Raw genomic sequence first — 23044 nt, 5'->3', positions numbered from 1 at the left:
GAGCAGGCATGCGCCATCTACCGATGCTGTGCCTATGGGCCGCGCTGGCCTTGCCGGGCGCGCCCGCGCGGGCGCAAGCCATGGCCGCGCCGGCCGACCTCACGGCGCTGGACGCGCAAGGGCTGGAGCAGCTGCGTGCGCTGACCCGCGAATTGCAGGCGCGCGGCCTCGCCTTCCAGCCGGTGTCCGCGCTGACCTGGTCGCAGCTCGACGCCAGGTCGCGTGACGAGCTGCTGGCCTTGTACCAAAAGGCGCGCGACGGCAAGCTGGGCCAGCCGGCCGGCACGCTGGATGCGCGCACCGATGCGGCCGACGCCCAGGCGCTGAAGGCGCTGGCGGACAAGAAGATCGTCGACAAGGGCTTGATAGGGCGCCTGACCCAGCTGGCCGGCAATAAGAAGCGCGCGCTGGCGGACTGGTACCGCAGCCTGCTGCCGCGCCTGGACCTGGGCAACCTGGCGGACCCGGCGCAGCTGACACGCGCCTGCCAGCTGCTGGGACGGGCGGCGCCCGACGTGTGCGGCCAGCTGGTGCCGCCGCCCAGCCCGGTGATCGCGCCGGGCCGGCCGCTGGCGCTGATGCCGGGCGGAACCGCCGCGCAGGACGTCGCCGGGCAGACGCCGCCGCTGGGACGCAGCGACCGGCCTTTCAACCCGCTCGGTTTCATGGAGGTGGTCAAGATCGATTTCATGGATACCGGCGCGCGCTGCAGCGGCACGCTGATCGCCGCCGGCGTCGTGCTCACCGCCGCGCATTGCGTGGACGGCCGCGCGCCCGGTGACGTGAGCGTATGGCTGCCGGCCTTCTCGGCGCCCAGGCTGGCCCAATGCGCCAAGGCGTGGCAGGAGCGCCAGGTCTACGAGCAGTGCGTCGAATTCAGGGAGGCGCGCGTGCGCAGCGTGCAAGTCCACCCTGGCTACGACGCGGAGGGCAAGACCAACGACGTGGCGCTGCTGATGCTGGAAGAGGCGGGCGGCGCTGCGCGGGCGGAACTGGCCTTCCACGCCGAAGCGCCGGAGGGCGTGACGCTGGCTGGCTACGGCGAAAACGGCATCGCCGGCACGGCTACGCTGGCCACGCAGAATGCCGTGGAAGTGGGCTGGTACAACGGCAAGCTGGCCTACGAGAACGGCCGCATCGGCTGGCTGCACCAGGGGCCGGCCAGCGGCAGCGCCACCTGCAGCGGCGATTCCGGCGGTCCGATCTACGCGCAGCGCTACGACGGCCTGGCCGAGAAGGCGCCGCACCGCGTCCATGCCGTCACCTCCACCGGCTCCAGCAGTACCTGCCAGAACTTCTCGGTGCAGCAGACCAGCCTGGCAGCGCCGCCGGTGAAAGCCTGGCTGTGCGCTTTCCCGGAAGTGGCAGGCCGGACGCCGGGCTGTGCCGAAACCATTGTTGCGAATTAGCCCGTTGTGACTATTCGAGAGTTTTGCGGGTGTTTCTTTGTACTAATCTATGACTGTGAGTTTGAACACCGGCGCCGTGTCATGGCCCTGTCATACCGGTGTGCGATGATGGTTCCGCTCTCAAATCTCTCCCGATTTGGATCCCTTGGCCCGCAATGCAATCCATTGCGGGTTTTTTTTTGCCCGTCCGCGCGCTAACGCAGCTGGAACACCCGCACCACCTGCGCCAGCGCCGCCGCTTCCTGCTGCAGCGAGGCGGCAGCCGCGGCGGCCTGTTCCACCAGGGCTGCGTTCTGCTGCGTCACCTCGTCCATGCGGGTGATGGCGGTGCTCACCTGCGCAATGCCCGCGTTCTGTTCCTGGCTGGCGGCCGAGATCTCGGTCATGATGCCGGTCACGTGGGCCACGCTGGAGACCACCTCGTCCATGGTGGAGCCGGCCTGCTGCACCAGCCTGCTGCCGGCCTCGACCTGCTCGACCGACGCGTTGATGAGCTCCTTGATTTCCCTCGCGGCCGCCGCGCTGCGCTGCGCCAGGTTGCGCACCTCGGAAGCCACCACGGCAAAGCCGCGCCCCTGTTCGCCGGCCCGCGCCGCTTCCACGGCCGCGTTCAGCGCCAGGATATTGGTCTGGAAGGCGATGCCGTCAATCACGCTGATGATGTCGACGATCTTGCGCGAGGACTGGTTGATCGAGCCCATGGTGTCCACCACCTGCGACACCACCTGGCCGCCGCGCGCGGCCGTGTCGGACGCGGCCAGCGCCAGGCGGTTGGCTTGCTGCGCGTTGTCGGCGTTCTGGCGCACGGTGGAGGTCAGCTGCTCCATGGCGGCGGCGGTTTCCTCCAGGTTGGAGGCTTGCTGCTCGGTGCGCTGACACAGGTCCTGGTTGCCGCTGGCGATCTCGGTGCTGGCGGTGGCAATGTGCTCGGCGCCTTCGCGCACCTGGCCCACCACGCGCGACAGGTTGCCGCTGATGCCGTTCATGGCGCCGCACAGCTTGCCGATCTCATCCTTGCTGCCGGTCTGGAGGTTCACCGTCAGGTCGCCCTCGGCGATGCGGCCGGCCGCGCGCTCGGCCTCGGCCAGCGGCCGCGTCACATGCGTGCGCACCACCAGCATCAGCGCGGCGGCGAAGGCGCCCAGCGCGATAAAGCCGAACAGCACGTAGCGGTTGCGCAGGCGCACCGCGTCCATGGTGATTTCTTCCGTATAGGCGCCGCCGGCGATGACCCAGTTCCAGTCGGGGAAGGCGGTGTAGGCCACCACCTTCTCGCGCGCGGCCGATTCGCCGGGATTCAGCCAGGGGTAGCGGATCACGCCTTCCTTCTTGCTCAGGATTTCCTTGATGAACTCGCGGCCGCCGGCGTCCTTGCTCTCCAGGATGTTGGCGCCTTCCTTGGCGGGGTGCACCACCAGGCTGCCATAGTTCTTGCCGGGGCTGGAATCGAGCACGTAGAAGTAGCCGGTCTGGCCCACCTTGATGGCCTTGACCTTGTCCTTGAGCGCCTGCAGCCCCGCGCCCACGTCGACGCCGACAAACAGGATGCCGATCACCTTGCCGCCGGCGTCGCGGATCGGGTCGTAGCGCGTCATATAGGTCTTGCCGAACAGCTTGGCCAGGCCGGTGTAGTTCTCGCCGGCGCGCAGCCTGGCGTAGCCGGGGTGGGCACGGTCCAGCACGGTGCCGATGGCGCGCTCGCCGTTTTCCTTCTTCAGCGAGGTCGACACGCGGATGAAGTCCTCGCCGCTGGCGGCGAAGATGGTGGCCACGCTGCCGCTGTGGCGCTGGAATTTGTCGGGAATGGTGAAGTCCATATTGATCACCTGTTCGCCGTTCTTCAGCGTCGGCGCGGGCTTGCCGGCCACCGGGCTGCTGGTGGCTTCGTCCAGCGTGAACTTGCCGTCGAAGGAGGCGGCCAGCATGCCGGCATAGCCGGCGGTCTGCGTCTTCAGGGTGGCGTTGAAGATGTCCACCATGTCCACCACGCCCTTGAGCTCCTGGCGCACGCTGTGGGTGCTGTTTTCTTCCAGCAGGTTGGTGGTCGCATTGCTGATCATGAGTATCAGCATGGCGATGATGGCGCTCACCAGGCCGAAGGTAAAGACGGTGATCTTGGCGCCTACACCCCATTGCCGGGGATCGAACGTGATGTTTTTCATGATGGGGTCCCTGGTGAATTGTTGTTTTTATAAATGTATTGATTTAATGAAGTTCTAAGCCTTGGCCAGCCGATTGCTGGCAAAGTGACACCTGTAGCGCGCGGCCTCCTCCGCGCGCCAGGTTGCCGTATCCCTTAGATGCGGCACGATATCCCCGCGCTCTAAAAAGCGTTTTGACCGGCTCCCTCCAAAGATCGCCGGTCTTTTTTTGCCTGCCGCTTCGGCTGCGTGGGCGTTGCGTACAGGAACCGTCAGTTTCGCCTACACTGGGTACACACTGCAACCCTGAAAGGCGTTTCGATGATAGACCTGTACACCGCAGCAACACCCAACGGCCACAAAGTATCCATCGCCCTGGAAGAACTGGCGCTTCCTTATGAAATGCACATACTGGACCTGGCGGCAAATGTGCAAAAAGAACCATGGTTCCTGGCCATCAATCCGAACGGGCGCATCCCCGCCATCGTCGACCGCGCGGCCGGCGATTTCGCCGTGTTCGAGTCCGGCGCCATCCTGATCTATCTGGCTGAAAAGACCGGCATGCTGATGCCGTCCGACCCCAAGGGCCGCTCGCAGGTGCTGCAGTGGCTGATGTTCCAGATGGGCGGGGTGGGGCCGATGATGGGGCAGGCCAATGTGTTCTACCGCTATTTCCCGGAAAAGATCCAGCCCGCCATCGACCGCTACCAGGGCGAGAGCAAGCGCCTGTTCCGCGTGCTGGACGGCCACCTGGCGCGGCACGAATACCTGGCCGGGGACTACTCCATTGCCGACATCGCCAACTGGGCCTGGGTGCGCACGCACAGCTGGTCCGGGGTGGAGGTGGACGGCCTGCCGCACCTGCAGCGCTGGCTGGCGCTGGTGGGCGAGCGGCCCGCCGTGCGGCGCGGCATCCAGCTGCCGCCCTCCAGGCTGGACCGCAGCGCCAGCGCTGAAAAAGCTGAGCAGTTCGCGGCCGAAGCGCGCAAAATGCTGGAGACCGGTCAATCACGCGAGAAAGGCGTCTGAAGCATGAAACTGTACACGAGTGCGCGCGCACCCAATCCCCGCCGGGTGGCGATGTTCATGGCCGAGAAGGGCATCAGCCTGGAAACGGAACTGCTGGACCTGAACAAGCTGGAGAACCGCAGTCCGGCCTTCCTGGCCAAGAATCCTTTCGGCCGGGTGCCTGTGCTGGAGCTGGACGACGGCCGCGTGCTGTGCGAAACGCGCGCCATCTGCTCTTACCTGGAGGGCGCTTACCCCCAGCCCAACCTGATGGGCGAGGGCTTCGAGGAGCACGCCTTCATCGAGATGGCGGACCGCCGTGTGGAGCTGCACGTGTTTGCCGGCATCGCCAACTGCGTGCGCCACACGCATCCCGGCCTGGCGCTGCTGGAGCAGCCGCAGTTCCCGGAATTCGGCGCGGCGCAGGGCGAGAAAATGCGCGAGTGGGCGCGCTGGCTGGACCGGACCCTGGCCAGCCAGCCTTACGTGGCAGGCCAGCGCTTCACCATTGCCGACATCACAGCCTTCTGCGCCATGGAGTTCGCGCGCGGCCTGATGAAGTTCCGGCCCGGCGCGGAAGACATGCCGCACCTGCAGGCCTGGCGCGACCGCATCGCCGAGCGTCCCAGCGCGGCGGCGGGCTGACCCGGCCGCGGCAGCGGGCCTTACAGCGCCTGGCGGTCCAGCCAGGCGTCGATTTCCGGCATGCGGTCGCGGATCACGGTGGCGCGGTACTGCATGCGCGAGACCGCCGTGTTGGTCTGGCTGCGCGCGCTGGCGGGCAGGTTGGCGTCGGCGTAGGCCTTCAGCTTGTCCACCATGGCCGCGCTGGCCGAGCCGCCGGCCAGGCCGGGGAAATAGGCTGCGCGCGAGCTGCTTTCCACCAGGCCGTTCACCTTGGGCAGGTTGGCCAGCGCGAAATCGAAGGCCCGTTCGGCATGCTCCTGCGCCACCGACGAAATGATGCCTGCGCCGATGGTGGCATCCGGTTCGCCGCTCACCGCCAGCTCCAGCGCGCGCTGCGCCAGCGCCGGGTCCAGGGTCTGGCCCAACAGGCTGTACAGCTCGGACTTGACGATGGCGGACTGCTCGGCCTTGGCGGCCGCATGCAGCTGTTCCCACACGCGGGCGTCCGCGTTGCGGGCCACCACGCCCAGCACCACGCGGCGCAGCGCCGGCGGCAGGGCCGCCTTGTCGCCGGCCAGCGCAGCGTCGTAGCGGCGGCGCGCTTCCACCATCACGTCGTCGTCGCCCAGCGTGCCGAGCGTGTAGATCAGCTGTTCGCGCAGGATGGCGGTGGGCGCCGTTTCGTCGCTGCGCGCGTCCCAGCCCACGCGCGCCAGCACCGGCGCCAGGCGCGCAACGGCGAAGGACGACAGCCTGGCGCGGGTGGCTTCGTTGTCGCGCGCGTAGATGCGGATTTCGTCGAACATGCGGGCGATGCGGCCCCACACCTGCGGCGCGGCGTCCACCGGGGTGGCGCGCGCCAGGCTCAGGGCGTCGGACGGGGACTGCCGGCCGGCCATGCCCAGCGCCCAGCTCTCCGTCATCAGGCCGAGCTGGTCCACCGTGTCCAGCTTGCCGAAGCTGGCCGCCAGGGCGGCGTAGGCCTTGGGCGTGTACACCGTGCGGTAGTAGCCGGCCTGGCCCGCGTTCACCAGCACCGGGCCGCAGCCCGGCAGGGACACGCTGGCCTTGCCGCCGCTGACCAGGATGCGGCTGGCCTGCTCCGCGCCTACCGTCTTGGCCAGCACCGGCACGCGCCACGACAGCGGCTTCTTGTTCGGCTGGTCCTTGCTGTACTCGCCCTGGGTCAGGGTGACGCTGGTCTTGCCGGCGCGGCAGCTGTAGTCGGACACGCGTATCAGCGGCACGCCAGGCTGCAGGGTGAAGTCGTGCGCGATGGCGGTCACCGGCTTGCCGGCGGCGCGCTCGATGTGCTGCCACAACTGGTCCGACACGGCGTTGCCGTAGGCGTGGGCCTTGACGTAGCTGCGCACGCCGTCGCGCCAGGCCGCCTCGCCCACGTAGTTTTCCAGCATGTTGATGATGGCGCCGCCCTTGGCGTAGGTGATTTCGTCGAAGGCCGCATGCGCTTCCTCCACGGTGGCCACGCGCTGCACCACCGGGTGCGTGGTGGCCAGCGCGTCGCGCTCGATGGCGCCGTTGCGGCCGGCCACGCGGTTCAGCGCGGTCTGCCATTCCGGATGCTGCAGCGCGGTGGTGCGGCCGGCCATCCAGGTGGCGAAGCCTTCGTTCAGCCACAGGTCGTCCCACCAGCGCATGGTGACCAGGTTGCCGAACCACTGGTGCGCGGTTTCGTGCGCGGCGATGCTGTAGGCGGACTGCTTGTCGGCCTGGGTGGACATGGCCGGGTCGAGCAGCATGGCGGCTTCGAAGCTCATGATGGCGCCCCAGTTTTCCATGGCGCCGAAGAACTGGCTGCGGCCGGGCGCGGCCACGTTGTCCAGCTTGGGCAGCGGGTAGGGGAAGGCGAAGTAGTCGTTGTACTCGCGCAGCACGGCTTTGGACGAATCGAGCACGAACTGCGCCTGCGGCAGGCGGCCCTTGACGGTGACCACGCCCAGTTCGGTGCCGCCCTCGGTGGCGGTGGCGCGCTCGAAGTCGCCCAGGCCGAAGAACAGCAGATAGGTGGACATTTTCGGCGTGGTGGCGAAGCGCACCAGCTTGCGGCCGCCGTCCACGTCGCTGGTGCTGGCCACCGGCATGTTGGATACCGCCATCTGGCCGGCCGGCACGGTGGCTTCCAGTGCGAAGGTGGCGCGGAAGGCCGGCTCGTCCCAGGATGGCACCATGCGGCGCGCGTCGGCCGCTTCGAACTGGGTGTACAGCGCGCGCTTCTTGCCGGCCGGGGTGTCGTAGTCGAGCGAGAACAGGCCGGCGGCCTGGTTGCCGATCTTGCCGCTGTAGTCGATGGCCAGCTGGTAGCTGCCTTTGGGCAGCGGGCGCGCAAAGGTGAGCGTGGCGGTCTGCTTGTCCGCGTTCAGCGCGATATTGCTGGCCTGCTGCACCGGCTGGCCCGGGCCGGCGGCAATGCTGGCCGCGGCAAGGACCAGGTCCAGTGCGTGCAGCGTGACGGTGGCGGTGGGCTCCAGCACGTCGATGGCGATCACCGCGCGTGCGCTGAAGGTGGACGCCTGGGCGTCCGGCGTGAGGGAAATGCTGTAATGGCTGGGGCGGACATTGCGCGGCAGCTGGGTAGTGGCCAGGCGCCCGGCGGCGGCCGTGGCGCCCTGACTGGCCTTGCCGGCCTTGGCAGGTTTGGCCTTGCCTGCGGCTTGCGCGGCTTGCGTGGCTTGTGCGGCCGGGACGGCGGCGAGGGCGGTCAGGGACAGGATGGCTGCGGAAATCAGGCTGCGCTGCATGCAATGCTCCAGGGAATTTTTGTTAAGGGAGCAATGTAGCCCCATTGGCCAGCGCGGTCAATGCGCGCCTGCTTCAGCCATGCAGCGGCAGCAGCATGATCAGCTTCAGGTCGTGGCGGCGGGCCAGGTGCAGCGTGGCCTGCCGGAACGCCAGCGCTCCGCGCGCCGGATGGCGGAAGCGGCGCACGCCGCCTTCGCGCTCCAGCACGTCCTGCAGCGTCCACAGTTCGCCGAACTCGGCGCTCGCGGCGCTGAGTTCCGCGATCAGCGCCGCCAGCGGCTCCTGGCCGGCCAGCTTGCCCGCGTCGGCGCGGAATTCCGCCACCAGCCGGCGCGCCCGGTGAGGCCAGTCCACGATCAGGCTGCGCGCAGCGGGCTGCAGGAACATGAACCGCAGCAGATTGGGCGCGCGGCCGGCGACGTCGGCGTCCCCGTCCAGCCAGCCGGCGAACAGGGCGGCCGCGTCCGGATTCCAGGCGACGGCGTCCCACTGCAGATCCAGCACGTAGGCCGGCGCCTGCACTGCCGCCACCAAGGCGTGCAATTCGCTGGCTGTGCCGCTGTCGTCGTCATGCGCGCCATGGGGGGCGCGCTGCGGATCCAGCCGTTCGGCCAGGCTGAACAGGTAGGCGCGTTCGGCCGCGCTCAGCTGCAGAACATCGGCCAGCCTGGCCAGCATGGCGGCGGACGCGGCCACCGGCCGGCCCTGTTCCAGCCAGGTCAGCCAGGTGGGGCTGACTTCGCACAGCTGGGCCAGCTCCTCGCGCCGCAAGCCCGGTGTGCGGCGGCGCCCGCCGCCGGGCAAGCCCACGCTTTGCGGGCTGACGCGTTCGCGGTGGAGGCGGATGAATTCACCGAGCTTGCCATTCATGGTCGCTTGCATGGGATTCTTTATACCAGGATAAGTTGTGGTCTTGTTACAGGATAACAGCCCGCTTATTCTGCAACATCCCGAACCGTCCAGGAGAACTAAATGAAACAGCAGACTTACGTGGCCCAGCAATTCGGCGAAACCGCCAGCAGTTACCTGAGCAGCAGCGTGCACGCCCAGGGGGCGGACCTGGCGGCGCTGCACGCGATCGCGCAGAGCATGCAAGGGCCGCGCGTGCTGGACCTCGGCTGCGGCGCCGGCCACGCCAGTTTTGCCGTGGCGAGCGCCGCGCAGTCGGTGGTGGCCTACGACTTATCCGCGCAGATGCTGGAGGTGGTGGCCGGCGCCAGCGGTGAACGCGGGCTGCACAATATCAGCACGCGCCAGGGCGACGCGGGGCGGCTGCCTTTCGCCAACGCCAGCTTCGACCTGGTGCTGACGCGCTTTTCGGCCCACCACTGGCCCGACGTCCAGGGGGCGCTGCATGAAGTGCGGCGCGTGCTGCGCGCGGGCGGGCGCTTTGTCGCGATCGACATTACCGCACCGCAAGCCGCGCTGTGCGACACCACGCTGCAGGCGGTGGAGCTGCTGCGCGACGGCTCCCATGTGCGCGACTACCGGCTGTGCGAATGGGAGGCGAAATTGAAAAACGCGGGCTTTGCGCACCACGTGTCCAGCCAGTGGAAACTGACAATGCGCTTCGACGAGTGGGTGGCACGCATGCGCACGCCGGCGCTGCGTGTGCAGGCGATCCGCAGCCTGTTCGACACGGCGCCGGACGAGGCGCGCGCCTATTTTAATCTCCAGGACGACTACTCCTTCGACATCGACGCGGCCATGTTCGAGGCCGTTTGCACCGGGCAGGAAATCTCCTGACGGCGCCCGGCGCGCCGAGTCAGGCAATGCGCTTGTACCAGGGCTGCATGGGCTGCAAGGGCCGGTAGCAGGCGGCCAGCGGTTCGCCTTCGTCGAACTGCCGGTCCAGGGCCAGCACGCCGAACGGCGCCAGGCTGGCGTGGAACAGGTGCAGCACGCGCTGGCGTAGCAGCGGACCGAAGTCGGGCAGGGCGCGGCGGCAGACGATCAGGTTGAATTCGTTGAAGGAGGCGTCCGTCACCAGGTTGTACTGCGCCCAGGTGATACGGCTGCGCAGCGCAGGCAGTAGCACGGCGCGGTTGCCGGCGATGTGGAAGTAGTCCGCAAGCCTGCCGGGGCCGGGGCCGGCGCGGGTGTAACTGGCCTCGTACTCCGCCAGGCGTTCCAGCGGAATGGCGGCGTCCTGCGCGTCGGCCAGCAGCTCGTCGCTGGCCACGGTGCAGTGCAGTTCCGTGTGCGCCAGCAGGCCCTGCTCGGCCAGCAGCACGGCCAGCGTCCAGGCCTGCCCGGCGCCCGCGCAGTCGGCCAGCCACACCTTGGGCAGCGCCACGCCGCGCAGGCAGGCCGCGCCGGCCTGGCGCAGCAGGCGCGCTTCCTCAGGGTCCTCGAACATGGCGGCGGGCTGCACGTGCAGCGCGCGCAGCACGGCGCTGGCCGCGCCCTGGTCGTGCAGCACCTGGCCCTGCAGCGCGGACAGCGTGCGCAGGCTGCGCTGCTGCATCACGCCGCGCAGCTTGCGCCGCAGCACGGCGCGCTCGTGGCCGCGGAAGTCGTAGCCGTAGCGCTGGAACAGGGCTTCGACCAGCAAGTCCAGTTCCAGCTCCTCCACTTCAGGCGGCGCGTCGCGCCGCATCGGGGATACGTTGTTCATCAATGCAGCGATCAGTGCAGCCAGACGCGCATCAGCGACAGCAGCTGCGCCACGTCCACCGGCTTGGTGATGTAGTCGGAAGCGCCGGCGGCAATGCACTTGTCGCGGTCGCCCTTCATGGCTTTCGCGGTCAGCGTGATGATGGGCAGCGACTTGAATTTCGGTATGCGCCGGATGGCGCGCATGGTGTCGTAGCCGTCCATCTCCGGCATCATGATGTCCATCAGGACGATCTCGATACCGGGATCGCGCTCCAGCACCTCGATGCCGTCGCGCCCGTTCTCGGCAAAGGATACCTGCATCTGCTGGCGCTCCAGCAGCGAGGACAGGGCGAAGATGTTGCGCAAGTCATCGTCGACGATCAGTACCTTGCGCCCGGCCAAACCGCTGTCGGCCGCGTGGATCTCTTCCAGCATGCGGCGCTGCAGCTCCGGCAGGCTGGCCTGCGAACGGTGCAGGAACAGCGCCGTCTCGTCCAGCAGGCGCTCCGGCGAACGCGCATCCTTGATGACAATGGTCTTGGCGTAGCGCTTCAGCTTGGCCACTTCCTTGCGGTCCAGCTCCTTGGCCGTGTTGATAACGATGGGCAGGTCCCGCAGCGAGGAATCCTTGCCGATGATGTCGAGCAGGTCGAAGCCGCTGATGTCGGGCAGGGTCAGGTCCAGCACCATGCAGTCGAAGTGGTTGTCGCGCAGCGCCTGCAGCGCCTTCTCGCCGGTGTCCACCGCCACGATGCGCAGGTCCGAATCACCGATCAGGTTGACGATGGCCTCGCGCTGGTGCTGCTCGTCGTCCACCACCAGCAGGCTGCGTTTGCCGCCCAGCAGGAACTTCTGGATGCGCGTGAATTCCTCGTGCAGCGCGTCCTTGCTGACCGGCTTGTTCAGGTAGGAGATGGCGCCCTGGCGCAGTGCGCGCTCGCGCTCGCGCAGGCTGGACATCACGTGCACCGGGATGTGGCGCGTACTCGGATCGCGTTTCAGGCGGTCCAGCACCGTGAAGCCGTCGATGTCCGGCAGGTCGATATCGAGCAGGATGGCGGACGGCAGGTAGTCGCGCGCCAGCGACAGCGCCGAGTCGCCCTGGTGGGTGACGATGCCCTTGAAATTCTTCTCGCGCGCATAGTCCAGCACCACCTTGGCGAAGCGCTCGTCGTCCTCGATGATGAGCACAGACGGGTCGCCCGGGGCCACCAGGCCGCGGTCGTCGATGGTGGAGTAGTACACCGTGACGTCGCTTTCCTGCTCGGCCAGCGCTTCGGCTTCCTGCGCCGGCGGCACGTACACCACCTTGGGCGGCTGCACCGGGGCGCGGGTGGGCGGCTGGCGGGACAGGTCGTAGTTGACGAAGCCGGCCCGGTTGTAAGGCAGGAACAGGGTAAAGGTGGAGCCGCTGCCGACCACCGATTCCACCCGGATCTCGCCACCCAGCAGGCGCGCCAGCTCGCGCGAGATCGACAGGCCCAGGCCGGTGCCGCCGTATTTGCGGGCGGTGGAGCCGTCGGCCTGCTGGAACGCTTCGAAGATCAGCTGCAGCTTGTCGGAGGCGATGCCGACACCGGTGTCGGTGACGGCGAAGGCCAGCACCGCGTCCGCGTGCAGCAGGTTGGGGTGGTCGCTGCTGAAGCCGCTGGTCACCAGGCCGATGGCCAGCGATACCTGGCCGTGGTTGGTGAACTTGAAGGCGTTCGACAGCAGGTTTTTCAGCACCTGCTGCAGGCGCGTGGTGTCGGTCATCACGGCGGTCGGCAGGTTGTCCGCCAGCTCCACCGTGAAGCCGAGGTGCTTGGCTTCTGCCATGTGGCGGAAGGTGCGGTCCACGTAGTTGCGCAGATTGGCGAAGCGGTATTCGGACACGTCCAGCGTAACCGTGCCGGACTCGATTTTCGAGAGGTCCAGGATGTCGTTAATCAGCGTCAGCAAGTCCGAGCCGGAGCCGTGGATGGTTTTCGCAAACTCCACCTGCTTGCCCGACAGGTTGCCCTCCGGGTTGTCGCCCAGCTGCTGCGCCAGGATCAGCAGCGAATTCAATGGCGTGCGCAGCTCGTGCGACATATTGGCCAGGAACTCGGACTTGTACTTGGACGACAGCGCCAGCTGGGTGGCTTTCTCTTCCAGCGCCAGCTTGGCCTGCTCCACCTCGCGGTTCTTGCGTTCCACCTCGATGTTCTGCTCGGAAAGCAGGCGCGCCTTCTCGGCCAGTTCCTGGTTGGTCTGCTGCAGTTCCTGCGCCAGCGACTGCGACTGCGTCAGCAGCGATTCGGTACGGCTGTTGGCCTCGATGGTGTTCAGCACCACGCCGATCGATTCCATCAGCTGGTCCAGGAAGGACAAGTGGGTTTCGGTGAAGCGGTCCAGCGAGGCGATCTCGATCACCGCCTTCACCTGCTGTTCGAACAGGATAGGCAGCACCACGATATTGGTGGGCGGCGCGGCGCCCAGGCCGGAGCTGACCACGATGTAATCGCGCGGCACGTCGGTCAGCCAGATCCTGACTTTCTCCAGTGCGCACTGGCCCACCAGGCCTTCGCCCGGCAGGAAGGAGGTGGGCAGCTTGCGGCTGGAACGGTAGCCGTAGCTGGCGATCATGCGCAGGCGCGCGTCGGACTCCTGCGAGTCCATCATGTAGAACACGCCGTGGTGCGCCGACACCAGCGGCGCCAGCTCGGACAGAATCAGCTTGGTCACCGCCTGCAAGTCGCGCTGGCCTTGCAGCAAGCGGGTGAAGCGCGCCAGGTTGGTCTTCAGCCAGTCCTGCTGCGCGTTCTTCTGCGTGGTTTCCTTCAGGTTGCGGATCATCTCGTTGATGTTGTCCTTCAGGTAGGACACCTCGCCGCGCGCTTCCACCTGGATGGAACGGGACAAGTCGCCGCGCGTCACGGCGGTCGCCACCTCGGCAATCGCGCGCACCTGATTGGTCAGGTTGGCGGCCAGCTGGTTCACGTTCTCGGTCAAGTCCTTCCAGGTGCCGGCCACGCCGGACACATTGGCCTGGCCGCCCAGCTTACCCTCGGTGCCCACCTCGCGCGCCACCCGCGTCACTTCGGAGGCGAAGGAGGACAATTGGTCCACCATCACGTTGATGGTGTCCTTCAGTTCCAGGATCTCGCCCTTCACGTCCACCGTGATCTTCTTGGACAAGTCGCCGCGCGCCACGGCGGTGGTCACCGCCGCGATGTTACGCACCTGGCCCGTGAGGTTGGACGCCATGAAATTCACGTTGTCGGTCAAGTCTTTCCAGGTGCCGCCCACGCCGGGCACGTAAGCCTGGCCGCCCAGCTTGCCCTCGGTGCCCACTTCGCGCGCCACGCGTGTTACCTCGGAGGCGAAGGAGGACAATTGGTCCACCATCACGTTAATGGTGTTCTTCAGTTCCAGGATCTCGCCCTTCACGTCCACCGTGATCTTTTTCGACAGATCGCCGTTGGCCACGGCGGTGGTCACCTCCGCGATGTTACGCACCTGGCCGGTCAGGTTACCCGCCATGGAGTTCACGCCGTCGGTCAAGTCCTTCCACGTGCCGGCCACGCCGGGCACGTTGGCCTGGCCGCCCAGCTTGCCCTCCGTGCCCACCTCGCGCGCCACCCGTGTCACCTCGGAGGCGAAGGAGTTCAATTGGTCCACCATCACGTTAATGGTGTTTTTCAGTTCCAGGATCTCGCCCTTCACGTCCACCGTGATCTTTTTCGACAAGTCGCCGTTCGCCACGGCCGTGGTCACGTCCGCGATATTGCGCACCTGGCCGGTCAGGTTACCCGCCATGGAGTTCACCGAGTCGGTCAAGTCTTTCCAGGTGCCGGCCACGCCCTTCACCTGCGCCTGGCCGCCCAGCTTGCCCTCGGTGCCCACCTCGCGCGCCACGCGGGTCACCTCGGAGGCGAATGAAGATAATTGGTCCACCATCACGTTGATGGTGTTCTTCAGTTCCAGGATCTCGCCCTTCACGTCCACCGTGATCTTCTTGGACAAGTCGCCGTTCGCCACGGCGGTGGTCACCGCCGCGATGTTACGCACCTGGCCGGTCAGGTTGGACGCCATGAAGTTCACGTTGTCGGTCAAGTCCTTCCAGGTGCCGCCCACGCCGGGCACATAAGCCTGGCCGCCCAGCTTGCCCTCGGTGCCCACCTCGCGCGCCACCCGCGTCACTTCCGAGGCGAAGGAGCGCAGCTGGTCCACCATCACGTTGATGGTGTCCTTCAGCTGCAGGATCTCGCCGCGCACGTCCACCGTGATTTTCTTGGACAAGTCGCCGTTGGCCACGGCCGTGGTCACCTCGGCGATGTTGCGCACCTGCGACGTCAGGTTACCCGCCATGGAGTTCACCGAGTCGGTCAAGTCCTTCCATGTGCCGGCCACGCCTTTCACCTGCGCCTGGCCGCCCAGCTTGCCCTCGGTGCCCACTTCGCGCGCCACGCGCGTCACTTCCGACGAGAAGGAGGACAGCTGCTCCACCATGGTGTTGGCGGTGGTGGCCGCGCGCAGGTACTGGCCTTTCAGCGGGTGGCCATCCACTTCCAGCGCCATGGTCTGCGACAGGTCGCCCTTTGCCACGGCGCCGATCACGCGCGCCATTTCGGTGGTGGGACGCACCAGGTCGTCGATCAGGGTGTTGACCGAGCTGATGATGGTTTGCCAGCCGCCGGCCACGTTGGGCACGGACGCGCGCTGCGTCAAACGGCCTTCGCGGCCCACCACGCGGCTCACTTCGGTCACCACCTTGACCATTTTTTCCTTGGTCTCGATGATTTCATTCATGGTATCGGCGATCTTGCCCGGCATGCCGGTCCAGTCGGACGGCATGCGTACCGAGAAATCGCCTTTTTTCAGCGCCATCAAGGTCTGCAGCAGCAGCTTGATGTCCATTTGCTCGGCAAGGTCGGTCATATTGTTCATCGGCGGAATTCCTCGGCAGGTGGCGGACTATGGACGTAAAAGATACTCCGCTCAATAGCGGAGTCAAGCAGATGTTGCCAGAAGCAACACGCTATAAAAATGACTAGTTTAGCAATAACGCAATGTCAAAGGAAACTATTTTCCAAGATAAAACTTTTTGAGTTTCCAGCGCGCACGATAGGCCTTTGGCTCCGTCTGCATGGCGCGGACCGGTGGCTGGCTGAAGTGCTGCAGCGCAGCCTACAGCTTGCGCTAGGGGGATTCAGTTGGATGTGGTCGGCTAGACGGCTGCCCGGGCCGATAGAATTTTCCCCGGACAGCGGTTAGACATTGTGATACGTGTCAGCGTTACAATGCACTTCCCGGCGGCCAGCAGGGTTGAGGCTGGTCATACTCCTATCCCAGTTGCTTGAGCAGGAAAGCGTAGGTCAGCGCCCACATCCTGGCTTGCTGGTCGTTGTTGGCGGCGCCGGCGTGGCCGCCTTCGGTGTTTTCCCAGTACAGCACGTCGTGCCCCTGTTCCTGCATCAGGGCCGCCATCTTGCGCGCGTGGCCGGGGTGGACGCGGTCATCGCGGGTGGAGGTGGTGAACAGCACGCGCGGGTAGCGCTTGCCGGCGTGGACGTTCTGGTAGGGCGAGTAGCGCGCCAGGTAGGCCCATTGGACCGGGTCGTCCGGGTCGCCGTATTCGCCCATCCACGAGGCGCCCGCCAGCAGCTGGTGGTAGCGCTTCATGTCCAGCAGCGGCACCTGGCACACCACGGCGCTGAACAGCTCCGGACGCTGGGTCATGACGGCGCCCACCAGCAGCCCGCCGTTGCTGCCGCCCATGATGCCGAGCCGTCGCGGGCTGCTCAGGCCGCGCGCGATCAGGTCTTCGGCCACGGCGATGAAGTCGTCGAAGGCGCGCTGGCGGTGCTCCTTCAATGCCGCCTGGTGCCAGCGGGGACCGAACTCGCCGCCGCCCCGGATGTTGGCCAGCACGTACATGCCGCCTTGCTCCAGCCAGGCCGAGCCGGTCACCGCGCTGTAGAAAGGCTTGAGCGACACTTCAAAGCCGCCGTAGCCGTACAGCAGGGCCGGCCGTTCGGCGCCGGGCGGCAGATCCTTGCCGCTGACCACGAAGTAGGGCACGGCCGTGCCGTCGCGCGAGGTGGCCTGGAATTGCTGCACGCGGCAGGGCGCGGCGTCGAAAAAGGCGGGCAGGGATTTCAGCTGCACCCGTTCGTCGCTGCCGGCCTGCGCCAGGTACAGCGTGGTGGGCGTGAGGAAGTCGGTGACGGAGAGGAAGTACTGGTCGCTGTCGATGCTGTCGAGGGCGCTGGCGTCCAGCGTGCCGAAGGCCGGCGCGTCCACGACGCGGCGCTGCCAGGCGCCGTCCACGTGGCGCAGTTCCACGATGCGGTTCTTCACGTTGTCCAGCTCGTTGAGCAGCAGCGCCGAGCGCGTGGCGCTCACGCCGTCGAGCGAGCTGGTGGGCGTGGGCACGAACAGCACGGCAAGCTCCCGTTCGCCCTGCATGTAGCGGCGGAAGTCGGCGGCCAGCAGCGCGCCTTGCGGATAGACCGCCCCGTTCACCGTCCATTCCGAGCGCAATTCGATGATGAGCTGGTCGCGCACGGTGTAGGCGGTGGCGTCGTCCGGCTTGTCTACCTTGGACAGGCTGGCGCCGTCGCGCAGGTAGAGTTCGTTGGTATAGAAGCTCATGGAGCGCCAGATCAGCTCGAACTCGTAGCCGGGCGTGAAATCCTTGCCCGCGCCCACGGCCAGGTCGTCCGGCGCCCCTTCGAACACCGTGACCGCCTGCGCCAGCGGCGTGCCGCGCCGCCATTCCTTCACAATGCGCGGGTAGCCCGAGCTGGTCATGGAGCCGGGGCCGAAATCGGTGGCGATGAACAGCGTGTCGCGGTTGATCCACGCCGAGCGGGTCTTGGCTTCGGGCAGGGTGAAGCCGCCGTCCACGAACGTCCGCGTGGCCACGTCGAACTCGCGCAGCACGCAGGCGTCGCCGCCGCCGCGCGACAGTTCCAGCAGGCAGCGCGTGTCGCGGTGCAGGAAGTCGGCGCCGGCCCAGACCCAGTTTTCGTCTTCCTCGGCGGCCAGCTGGTCGAGGTCGAGCACGGTGTCCCACGCCGGTTCGGCCAGCAGGAACTGGTCGGGCGTGGTGCGGCGCCAGATGCCGCGCACGTGGACAGCGTCGCGCCAGAAGTTGTAATAGTAGCCTTCGTGCAGGCTGACGTAAGGGATGCGGTCCTGCGAATTAAGGATGGTCTTGAGGCGCGCGTGCAGCGCCGCGAACGGCGGCGTAGCTTCCAGTTCGGCGGTGGCCACGTCGTTCTGCCGGCGCACCCAGGCCAGCGGCGCTTCGCCCGCCACGTCCTCCAGCCACAGGTGGGGATCGGCGGCGCCGGGCGCGGCGGGGTTCAGGTCAGCAGGCATGCAAGTCTCCGTCAGCGGTTGTTGGGCCGGATAGTTGGCTCATCCGCTTATTGTGACATGCCTGGCGGGCTAGGGTGGCGCGGGCTGCTGGCTGACCCAGACCGGGGCGGACCAGAGCAGGGTGCCGTCGTCCTGGGTGATGCGCGCGTAGTAGTAGTGCTCGCCGGGCGAGGGCGTGATGGTGGTGCTGCTGGCGGCACCCGGCAGCGGGGCGGTGGAATTGCGCCGGCCCGGCTGGCCTTCGATGATGGCAAGCGCGGCCACCTGCTTGCCTGTGGCGCTGGCGTGCCGCACCTCCAGGGTCAGCGGGCCGCTGTTGCTGAAGCGTTCGCCCATCAGGCGGCCGTTCGCAGTGAGCACGACCTGGGCCTGCTTGTCCATGGTGGCGAACACGCGCCGCGCACGGATGGCGTCCAGGAAGTTGCTGGACGAGAGCGCGCTGTCCTGCGGAATCAGCACCGCCGTGCGGTTGGGGTAGGACATGCCCCAGTTGGCGCAATGGTTGTCCTGGTTGCTGGCAAAGGCCACGTGGTAGCCCGCTTCCAGGATGCGCCGGCAGGGCTCTTCATAGTTGCTGCGGCGGCTTTCCGTCTCCGTGGTGTTGACGGAAAATGCATTGGTGTTCATGACTTCGCACAGGGCCATGACGGCGTCGCCGTCTTCCGTGTAGCCCAGGCTCCTGCCGCCGGCGTTGAACTGCTTGTCCTTCGGGTGGTTGAACTGGCCCAGCCAGCCGCGCTCGCGCATCAGCGTGTACAGCGCGCCGTAATCGCCCTTGGCCGTGGCGGTGTCGGCCAGCAGGGCGCCGCCCGCGTTGCGCTCCCAGCCCAGCAGCTCCGGGCTGTTCAGGATGTTCAGGTGGCCGCCGCCGCTGATCACGCCCCATTCCATGCCGTAAATGGCCAGGAAGCCCGGATGCGCTGCGGTGTAGGCCGCCGCCGCCGAAATGCCGCTGCGGTACAAGCCGGTGGCCCGGGCCGGGTCGGCCGAGGTGTTGGTGCCGTCGGACCCGTCGTACATGTGGTTGTGCTCGGACGTCATGAGGAAATCCAGGCCGTGCCGGCGTGCGTAGTCGTAAGCGTCCTCCGGACCGAAGGGGGCGCTTTGCGGCTCTTGCGCGCCCTCGCAGTGGTCGAGCGCGCCGCCGCCGTCGCTGTGGCTGGTCTGGCTGTGCAGGTTGCCGTAATAGACGGTGTAGGGCAGGTCGCCGGCTGCCGCAGCCCCGCCCGTGCTGCTGCGCCGGAGCGCGCGCGCAGTGGAAAGCGGGCTGAAAGGGGCCATGGCCAGCGGCGCCGGGCTGCCCAGCGGGATGTCCCAGCGTTGTTCGATCACTTCGCGCCGGGCGCCGCTGCCGGCTTCGGCGCGCAGGCGCAGCTGGTAGACCCCGTCGGCCAGCCTGGCGGCCGTGGCCGCCCCTTGCCGTGGCGGCGCGCAGCAGTGCACTGCCACTGTCACGCCGCTGGCAGGCGCGCGCAGCGTGGCGGCCGCGCCACGCCATTGCCGCACGGTCTTGCCGGCAGGATCCACCAGCGCCAGGCGCCAGACCACCTTGCGCCCGAGCGCCGGCGGCAAGGTGAAATGCATGCGCAGCGGCACGGTTGCCTGTACGGTTGTGGCCGCGTTCGCCGGCCTGCCCAGCGGCGTTGCCCCCGCCGCCGGGCCCGCGCCAGGCAGCCTGGCTGGCGCCTCCAGCACGGCGTCGAATTCATTGTGCTCGCGCTCTGCGGCCAGGCCGTGGCCATGCCATGCGAGCGCGGCGGCGGCTACCATGGCGGACGTGCGTGACATAGCGGACATAATCCCCTCCTGCTCAGCAGTTGGAGCGCAAAATGGCAAATTGGTTCCCCAGCTTGCCATAGTGCTAATTCACGTGTCGCTAGCCTGTCGCTAGCCTGTCGTCAGCCTGTTGCTGGAGGCAATTTCGGTCAGTTAACGCTGGGTGAGAAGGGTGTTTAATAGTATGCTGCTCTAATGCAAAACAACTTGGCACGAAGTGACTGTGAATGCGAAAACTGGGTACGCTGCTTAAAGGCCTGATCAATATAAGGACTGTGCTCTGGGGCATAGGGCTGTCGCTGGCTTTGTCTATCGGCATGGTGCTGTATTCGAACGCGGCGCGGGCCGTGGAGGACGACGACCGCCAGCGTTTCGACAACCTGGCGCGCAGCACGCAATACAGCATCTCGGCGCGCGTCAAATCGTATTCGGACGTGGTGCGCGCCCTGGTGGCGCTGTTCCAGACCAGCGACGCGCTCACCCGCGAGCAGTTCCACCAGTACGTGTCCAGCCTGAACCTGCCGCAGCATTTCCCCGCCATCGAAGCGCTGAACTACGCCGTGCCGGTAACCGACGCCCAGCGCGACGCCTTCGTGGCCAGCGTGCGCAACGACCGCAGCCTGACGCCGGGCGGCTACCCGAATTTCGACATCAAGCCGCCCGGCCGGCGCGACCAGTACACCGTGCTGCTCTACCTGGAGCCGATGGACAAGGTGATGGAGCGCTTCGGCGTGGACATCGGCGTCAACCCGGCCATCGCGCGCGCCATGGACCTGTCGCGCGACACCGGCCAGATCAGCGCCTCAGGCCAGCCGGTGCTGGTGAAAAAGCCGGTGCCGCACATCGGCCTGGGCATGCGGCTGCCGGTGTACAAGCGCGGTATGCCGATCCACGACGTGGCCAGCCGCCGCGCCGCCTACGTGGGCTCGGTCGGCATCGGCTTTTCAGTGGCCAAGCTGGTGCAGGGCGCCATCGACGAGATGGCGATCCGCCAGGTGCACATGCTGCTCTACGCGGACAGCTCCACCGACGTGGAGAAGCGCCGCCTGGCCATCGAAAAGACCGACCGCCTGCTGTACAACGACAACGGCTCCATCGAAGCGGTGCCGATCGCCCCCGCCAATCCGGACGAATACATGGAAACGGTGCTGCCGATCGATTTCAACGGCACGCTGTGGAAGGCGCTGTTCCGCGTCAAGCGCGCCGACATGCACACCGGCCTGGACGCCTATTTCCCCTGGATCGCGCTGGCCACCGGTTTCACGCTCACCATGCTGATCTACAGCTACCTGCTGACGATGTACTTCTCGCGCCGCAGCGCCGTGGAGCAGCGCCTGCTGCTCGATAGCGTGCTCAACAACGTTGACGCGCGCGTGTTCATGAAGGACCAGCAGCGCCGCTACATCTACGCCAACGCCAAGACCGCCGAGGCGATGGGCCTGCCGGTGGAAGACATCATCGGCAAGAGCGACCGCGAACTGATGCCGGCCGCCCAGGCCGACGCCGCCTGGGCCGAGGAGCGCGAAGTGTTCCTGGACGGCGTCAAGCGCGCCGGCGAGGAGCGCTACGTGGGCCGCGATGGCGCCGTGCAGCACCTGTGGACGGTGAAGGCGCCGGTGCGCATCGACGGCGACGTGGCGGCCGTGATCGGCCTGGCCACCGACATCACCGAGCTGCACAACCTGAAGGAGCAGGCGCAGGCCGCCAACCAGGCCAAGAGCGACTTCCTGTCCAATATGAGCCACGAGATCCGCACGCCGATGAACAGCATCATCGGCATGGCGCACCTGGCGCTGAAATCGGTCACCCATCCCAAGCAGCGCGACTACCTGCAAAAGATCTACCACTCCGGCCAGCACCTGCTGGGCATCATCAACGACATCCTGGACTTTTCCAAGATCGAAGCGGGCAAGCTGGAGCTGGAAGTGCTGGACTTCGCGCTGGAGACCTTGCTGGGCAATGTGTCCAGCCAGCTGGGCGAGAGCGCCGCGCGCAAGGACCTGGAACTGATCTTCGAAATCTGGCCCGGCCTGTCGCACCAGCTGCGCGGCGACCCGCTGCGGCTGGAGCAGGTGCTGCTCAATTTCACCAGCAACGCCATCAAGTTCTCGGAAAACGGCAAGATCTACATCCGCGCCCGCCCGGTGGAAGACCGCGATACCCACACCGTGGTGCGCTTCGAGGTGCAGGACCAGGGCATCGGCATGAGCAAGGAGCAGATGGACAAGCTGTTCCAGTCCTTCCACCAGGCCGACACGTCCACCACGCGCAAATACGGCGGCACCGGGCTGGGGCTGGTGATCAGCAAGCAGCTCGCCGAGCTGATGGGCGGCACGGTCGGCGTGGACAGCCTGCGCGGCCACGGCAGCACTTTCTGGTTTACCGCACGCCTGGCCAAGGGCACCAATTTCCTGGAGCAGAGCCACCGCGACGCGTTGCAGAGCGACGTTATGGCCACCATCCAGGGCGCCAAGATCCTGCTGGTGGAAGACAATATCTTCAGCCAGCAGGTAGGCCAGGAATTGCTGGAGGACGCAGGCGCCACGGTGTGCATTGCCAACAATGGCAAGGAAGCCATCGACCTGCTGCTCAAGGAGCATTTCGACTGCGTGCTGATGGATGTGCAGATGCCGGTGATGGACGGCTATGAAGCCACGCGCCTGATCCGCTCGCATCCCAAGCTTACCGGCACGCTGGTAATTGCCATGACCGCCAACGCCGGGCGCGACGACCAGGCGCGCTGCATCGCGGCCGGCATGGACGAATTCATCACCAAGCCGATCGCGCCCAACTTGCTGTTTACGGTGCTGTCGCGCTGGATGATGCAGCGGGCGGGCGAGCGGCCGCCGCGCCTGGACAGCCGTCCGGCCGTGTCGGCTGCGGCCGGCGTCGAGACCCCGCCGCCGGACAGTCCGGCGGCGCTGGATGCCGCTGCCGCACCGGCCGCCGCGCCCTTGTCCGGCCTGTCGTCCGGGACGGAGGCGGGTGCCTCCGCAGCCGCGCCGGCGGCGGACGCCGACCTGTTCGACATCGCCGCGCTGGCGCAAACGTTCGGCAACAAGCACGACAAGATGCGCAAGTACGCGCTGATGTTCCTGGACGCCGCGCGCGACGGCATGGCCGAAGTGAACCAGGCCATGTCGGAAGGCGACATGAGGCGCCTGGCAGAACTGGGCCACCGCATCAAGTCCTCGGCCCGCGCCGTGGGCGCCATGCGTTTCGCCGAGCTGTGCCTGGCCCTGGAGCACCTGCCGCCCGACGCCGCCCCCGCGCAGGCCCAGCACATCGTCGGCCAGATGCAGCCCCTGCTCGACCTGCTGAAAGACCACATCGCCCAGGAACTGATGGCGCACGCAGCGGGCTAGCTGCGACGCG

At 66.9% G+C, this 23044-nt stretch carries 12 protein-coding genes; 5 read left to right on the top strand and 7 right to left on the bottom strand.

Translation table 11 applies throughout. The features are described 5' to 3' along the window. The first annotated feature begins 8 nt into the window (after nt 1–8). On the top strand, nt 9–1409 hold the full coding sequence (locus ASC94_RS05080; protein ID WP_157201280.1) for a trypsin-like serine protease: 1401 nt from the start codon (nt 9–11) through the stop codon (nt 1407–1409). A 194-nt stretch (nt 1410–1603) separates the two neighbouring features. Here ASC94_RS05080 and ASC94_RS05075 read toward each other — a convergent pair whose 3' ends face one another. After that, nucleotides 1604–3571 carry a methyl-accepting chemotaxis protein gene (locus ASC94_RS05075; RefSeq protein WP_056391573.1) on the bottom strand — a complete coding sequence of 656 codons (1968 nt, stop codon included), beginning with the start codon at nt 3569–3571 and terminating at the stop codon, nt 1604–1606. A 300-nt stretch (nt 3572–3871) separates the two neighbouring features. Between ASC94_RS05075 and ASC94_RS05070 the strand changes: the two genes are divergently transcribed. Continuing rightward, nucleotides 3872–4579: a glutathione S-transferase family protein gene (locus tag ASC94_RS05070; protein WP_056391570.1), complete on the top strand. Its 708-nt coding sequence runs from the start codon at nt 3872–3874 to the stop codon at nt 4577–4579. A 3-nt stretch (nt 4580–4582) separates the two neighbouring features. Further along, entirely contained in the window at nt 4583–5203 is a 621-nt protein-coding gene (locus tag ASC94_RS05065) for a glutathione S-transferase family protein (protein ID WP_056391567.1), read from the top strand. Between the two features lie 20 nt (nt 5204–5223). Here the strand turns inward: ASC94_RS05065 and ASC94_RS05060 are convergent, their stop codons facing one another. Together ASC94_RS05060 and ASC94_RS05055 are read right to left on the bottom strand one after the other, a co-directional pair. Further along, nucleotides 5224–7944, bottom strand: a complete 2721-nt coding sequence (locus tag ASC94_RS05060; protein WP_056391565.1) for a M1 family metallopeptidase — start codon at nt 7942–7944, stop codon at nt 5224–5226. Between the two features lie 73 nt (nt 7945–8017). Continuing rightward, nucleotides 8018–8827 (bottom strand): helix-turn-helix transcriptional regulator, encoded by an 810-nt coding sequence (locus ASC94_RS05055; RefSeq protein WP_229417166.1) that lies wholly within the window; start codon nt 8825–8827, stop codon nt 8018–8020. Nucleotides 8828–8917: 90 nt separating this feature from the next. Between ASC94_RS05055 and ASC94_RS05050 the strand changes: the two genes are divergently transcribed. Further along, on the top strand, nt 8918–9691 hold the full coding sequence (locus tag ASC94_RS05050) for a class I SAM-dependent methyltransferase (RefSeq protein WP_056391559.1): 774 nt from the start codon (nt 8918–8920) through the stop codon (nt 9689–9691). Between the two features lie 19 nt (nt 9692–9710). Here the strand turns inward: ASC94_RS05050 and ASC94_RS05045 are convergent, their stop codons facing one another. The 4 genes from ASC94_RS05045 to ASC94_RS05030 all read right to left on the bottom strand — a co-directional run bounded on the left by ASC94_RS05045 (nt 9711) and on the right by ASC94_RS05030 (nt 19690). Beyond that, nucleotides 9711–10562, bottom strand: coding sequence for a CheR family methyltransferase (locus ASC94_RS05045; protein WP_056391556.1), 852 nt, complete (start codon nt 10560–10562; stop codon nt 9711–9713). Between the two features lie 11 nt (nt 10563–10573). After that, on the bottom strand, nt 10574–15454 hold the full coding sequence (locus tag ASC94_RS05040; protein WP_056391553.1) for a HAMP domain-containing protein: 4881 nt from the start codon (nt 15452–15454) through the stop codon (nt 10574–10576). 396 nt (nt 15455–15850) lie between these two features. Further along, the gene (locus tag ASC94_RS05035) at nt 15851–17893 is read right to left on the bottom strand and encodes a prolyl oligopeptidase family protein (RefSeq protein WP_056391548.1); all 2043 of its coding nucleotides are present in this window, start codon (nt 17891–17893) and stop codon (nt 15851–15853) included. A 69-nt stretch (nt 17894–17962) separates the two neighbouring features. After that, nucleotides 17963–19690: a CehA/McbA family metallohydrolase gene (locus tag ASC94_RS05030; protein WP_229417165.1), complete on the bottom strand. Its 1728-nt coding sequence runs from the start codon at nt 19688–19690 to the stop codon at nt 17963–17965. Nucleotides 19691–19896: 206 nt separating this feature from the next. On the opposite strand from ASC94_RS05030, the gene ASC94_RS05025 reads away from it, so the two are divergent. After that, entirely contained in the window at nt 19897–23034 is a 3138-nt protein-coding gene (locus ASC94_RS05025) for a CHASE domain-containing protein (protein ID WP_056391546.1), read from the top strand. The last annotated feature ends 10 nt before the right edge of the window (nt 23035–23044 follow it).

Source organism: Massilia sp. Root418 (genome assembly GCF_001425265.1).
GTDB lineage: Bacteria > Pseudomonadota > Gammaproteobacteria > Burkholderiales > Burkholderiaceae_D > Rugamonas.
Note: the sequence above shows the minus strand (reverse complement) of the source record. Positions and strands in the feature narration are given on the sequence as shown.

Coding starts and splice junctions, on each gene's coding strand:
- ASC94_RS05060 (WP_056391565.1), bottom strand. CDS start 7,944: ATGCAGCGCAGCCTGATTTCCGCAGCCATCCTGTCCCTGACCGCCCTC.
- ASC94_RS05045 (WP_056391556.1), bottom strand. CDS start 10,562: ATGAACAACGTATCCCCGATGCGGCGCGACGCGCCGCCTGAAGTGGAG.
- ASC94_RS05025 (WP_056391546.1), top strand. CDS start 19,897: ATGCGAAAACTGGGTACGCTGCTTAAAGGCCTGATCAATATAAGGACT.
- ASC94_RS05075 (WP_056391573.1), bottom strand. CDS start 3,571: ATGAAAAACATCACGTTCGATCCCCGGCAATGGGGTGTAGGCGCCAAG.
- ASC94_RS05080 (WP_157201280.1), top strand. CDS start 9: ATGCGCCATCTACCGATGCTGTGCCTATGGGCCGCGCTGGCCTTGCCG.
- ASC94_RS05035 (WP_056391548.1), bottom strand. CDS start 17,893: ATGCCTGCTGACCTGAACCCCGCCGCGCCCGGCGCCGCCGATCCCCAC.
- ASC94_RS05055 (WP_229417166.1), bottom strand. CDS start 8,827: ATGCAAGCGACCATGAATGGCAAGCTCGGTGAATTCATCCGCCTCCAC.
- ASC94_RS05030 (WP_229417165.1), bottom strand. CDS start 19,690: ATGTCCGCTATGTCACGCACGTCCGCCATGGTAGCCGCCGCCGCGCTC.
- ASC94_RS05065 (WP_056391567.1), top strand. CDS start 4,583: ATGAAACTGTACACGAGTGCGCGCGCACCCAATCCCCGCCGGGTGGCG.
- ASC94_RS05040 (WP_056391553.1), bottom strand. CDS start 15,454: ATGAACAATATGACCGACCTTGCCGAGCAAATGGACATCAAGCTGCTG.
- ASC94_RS05070 (WP_056391570.1), top strand. CDS start 3,872: ATGATAGACCTGTACACCGCAGCAACACCCAACGGCCACAAAGTATCC.
- ASC94_RS05050 (WP_056391559.1), top strand. CDS start 8,918: ATGAAACAGCAGACTTACGTGGCCCAGCAATTCGGCGAAACCGCCAGC.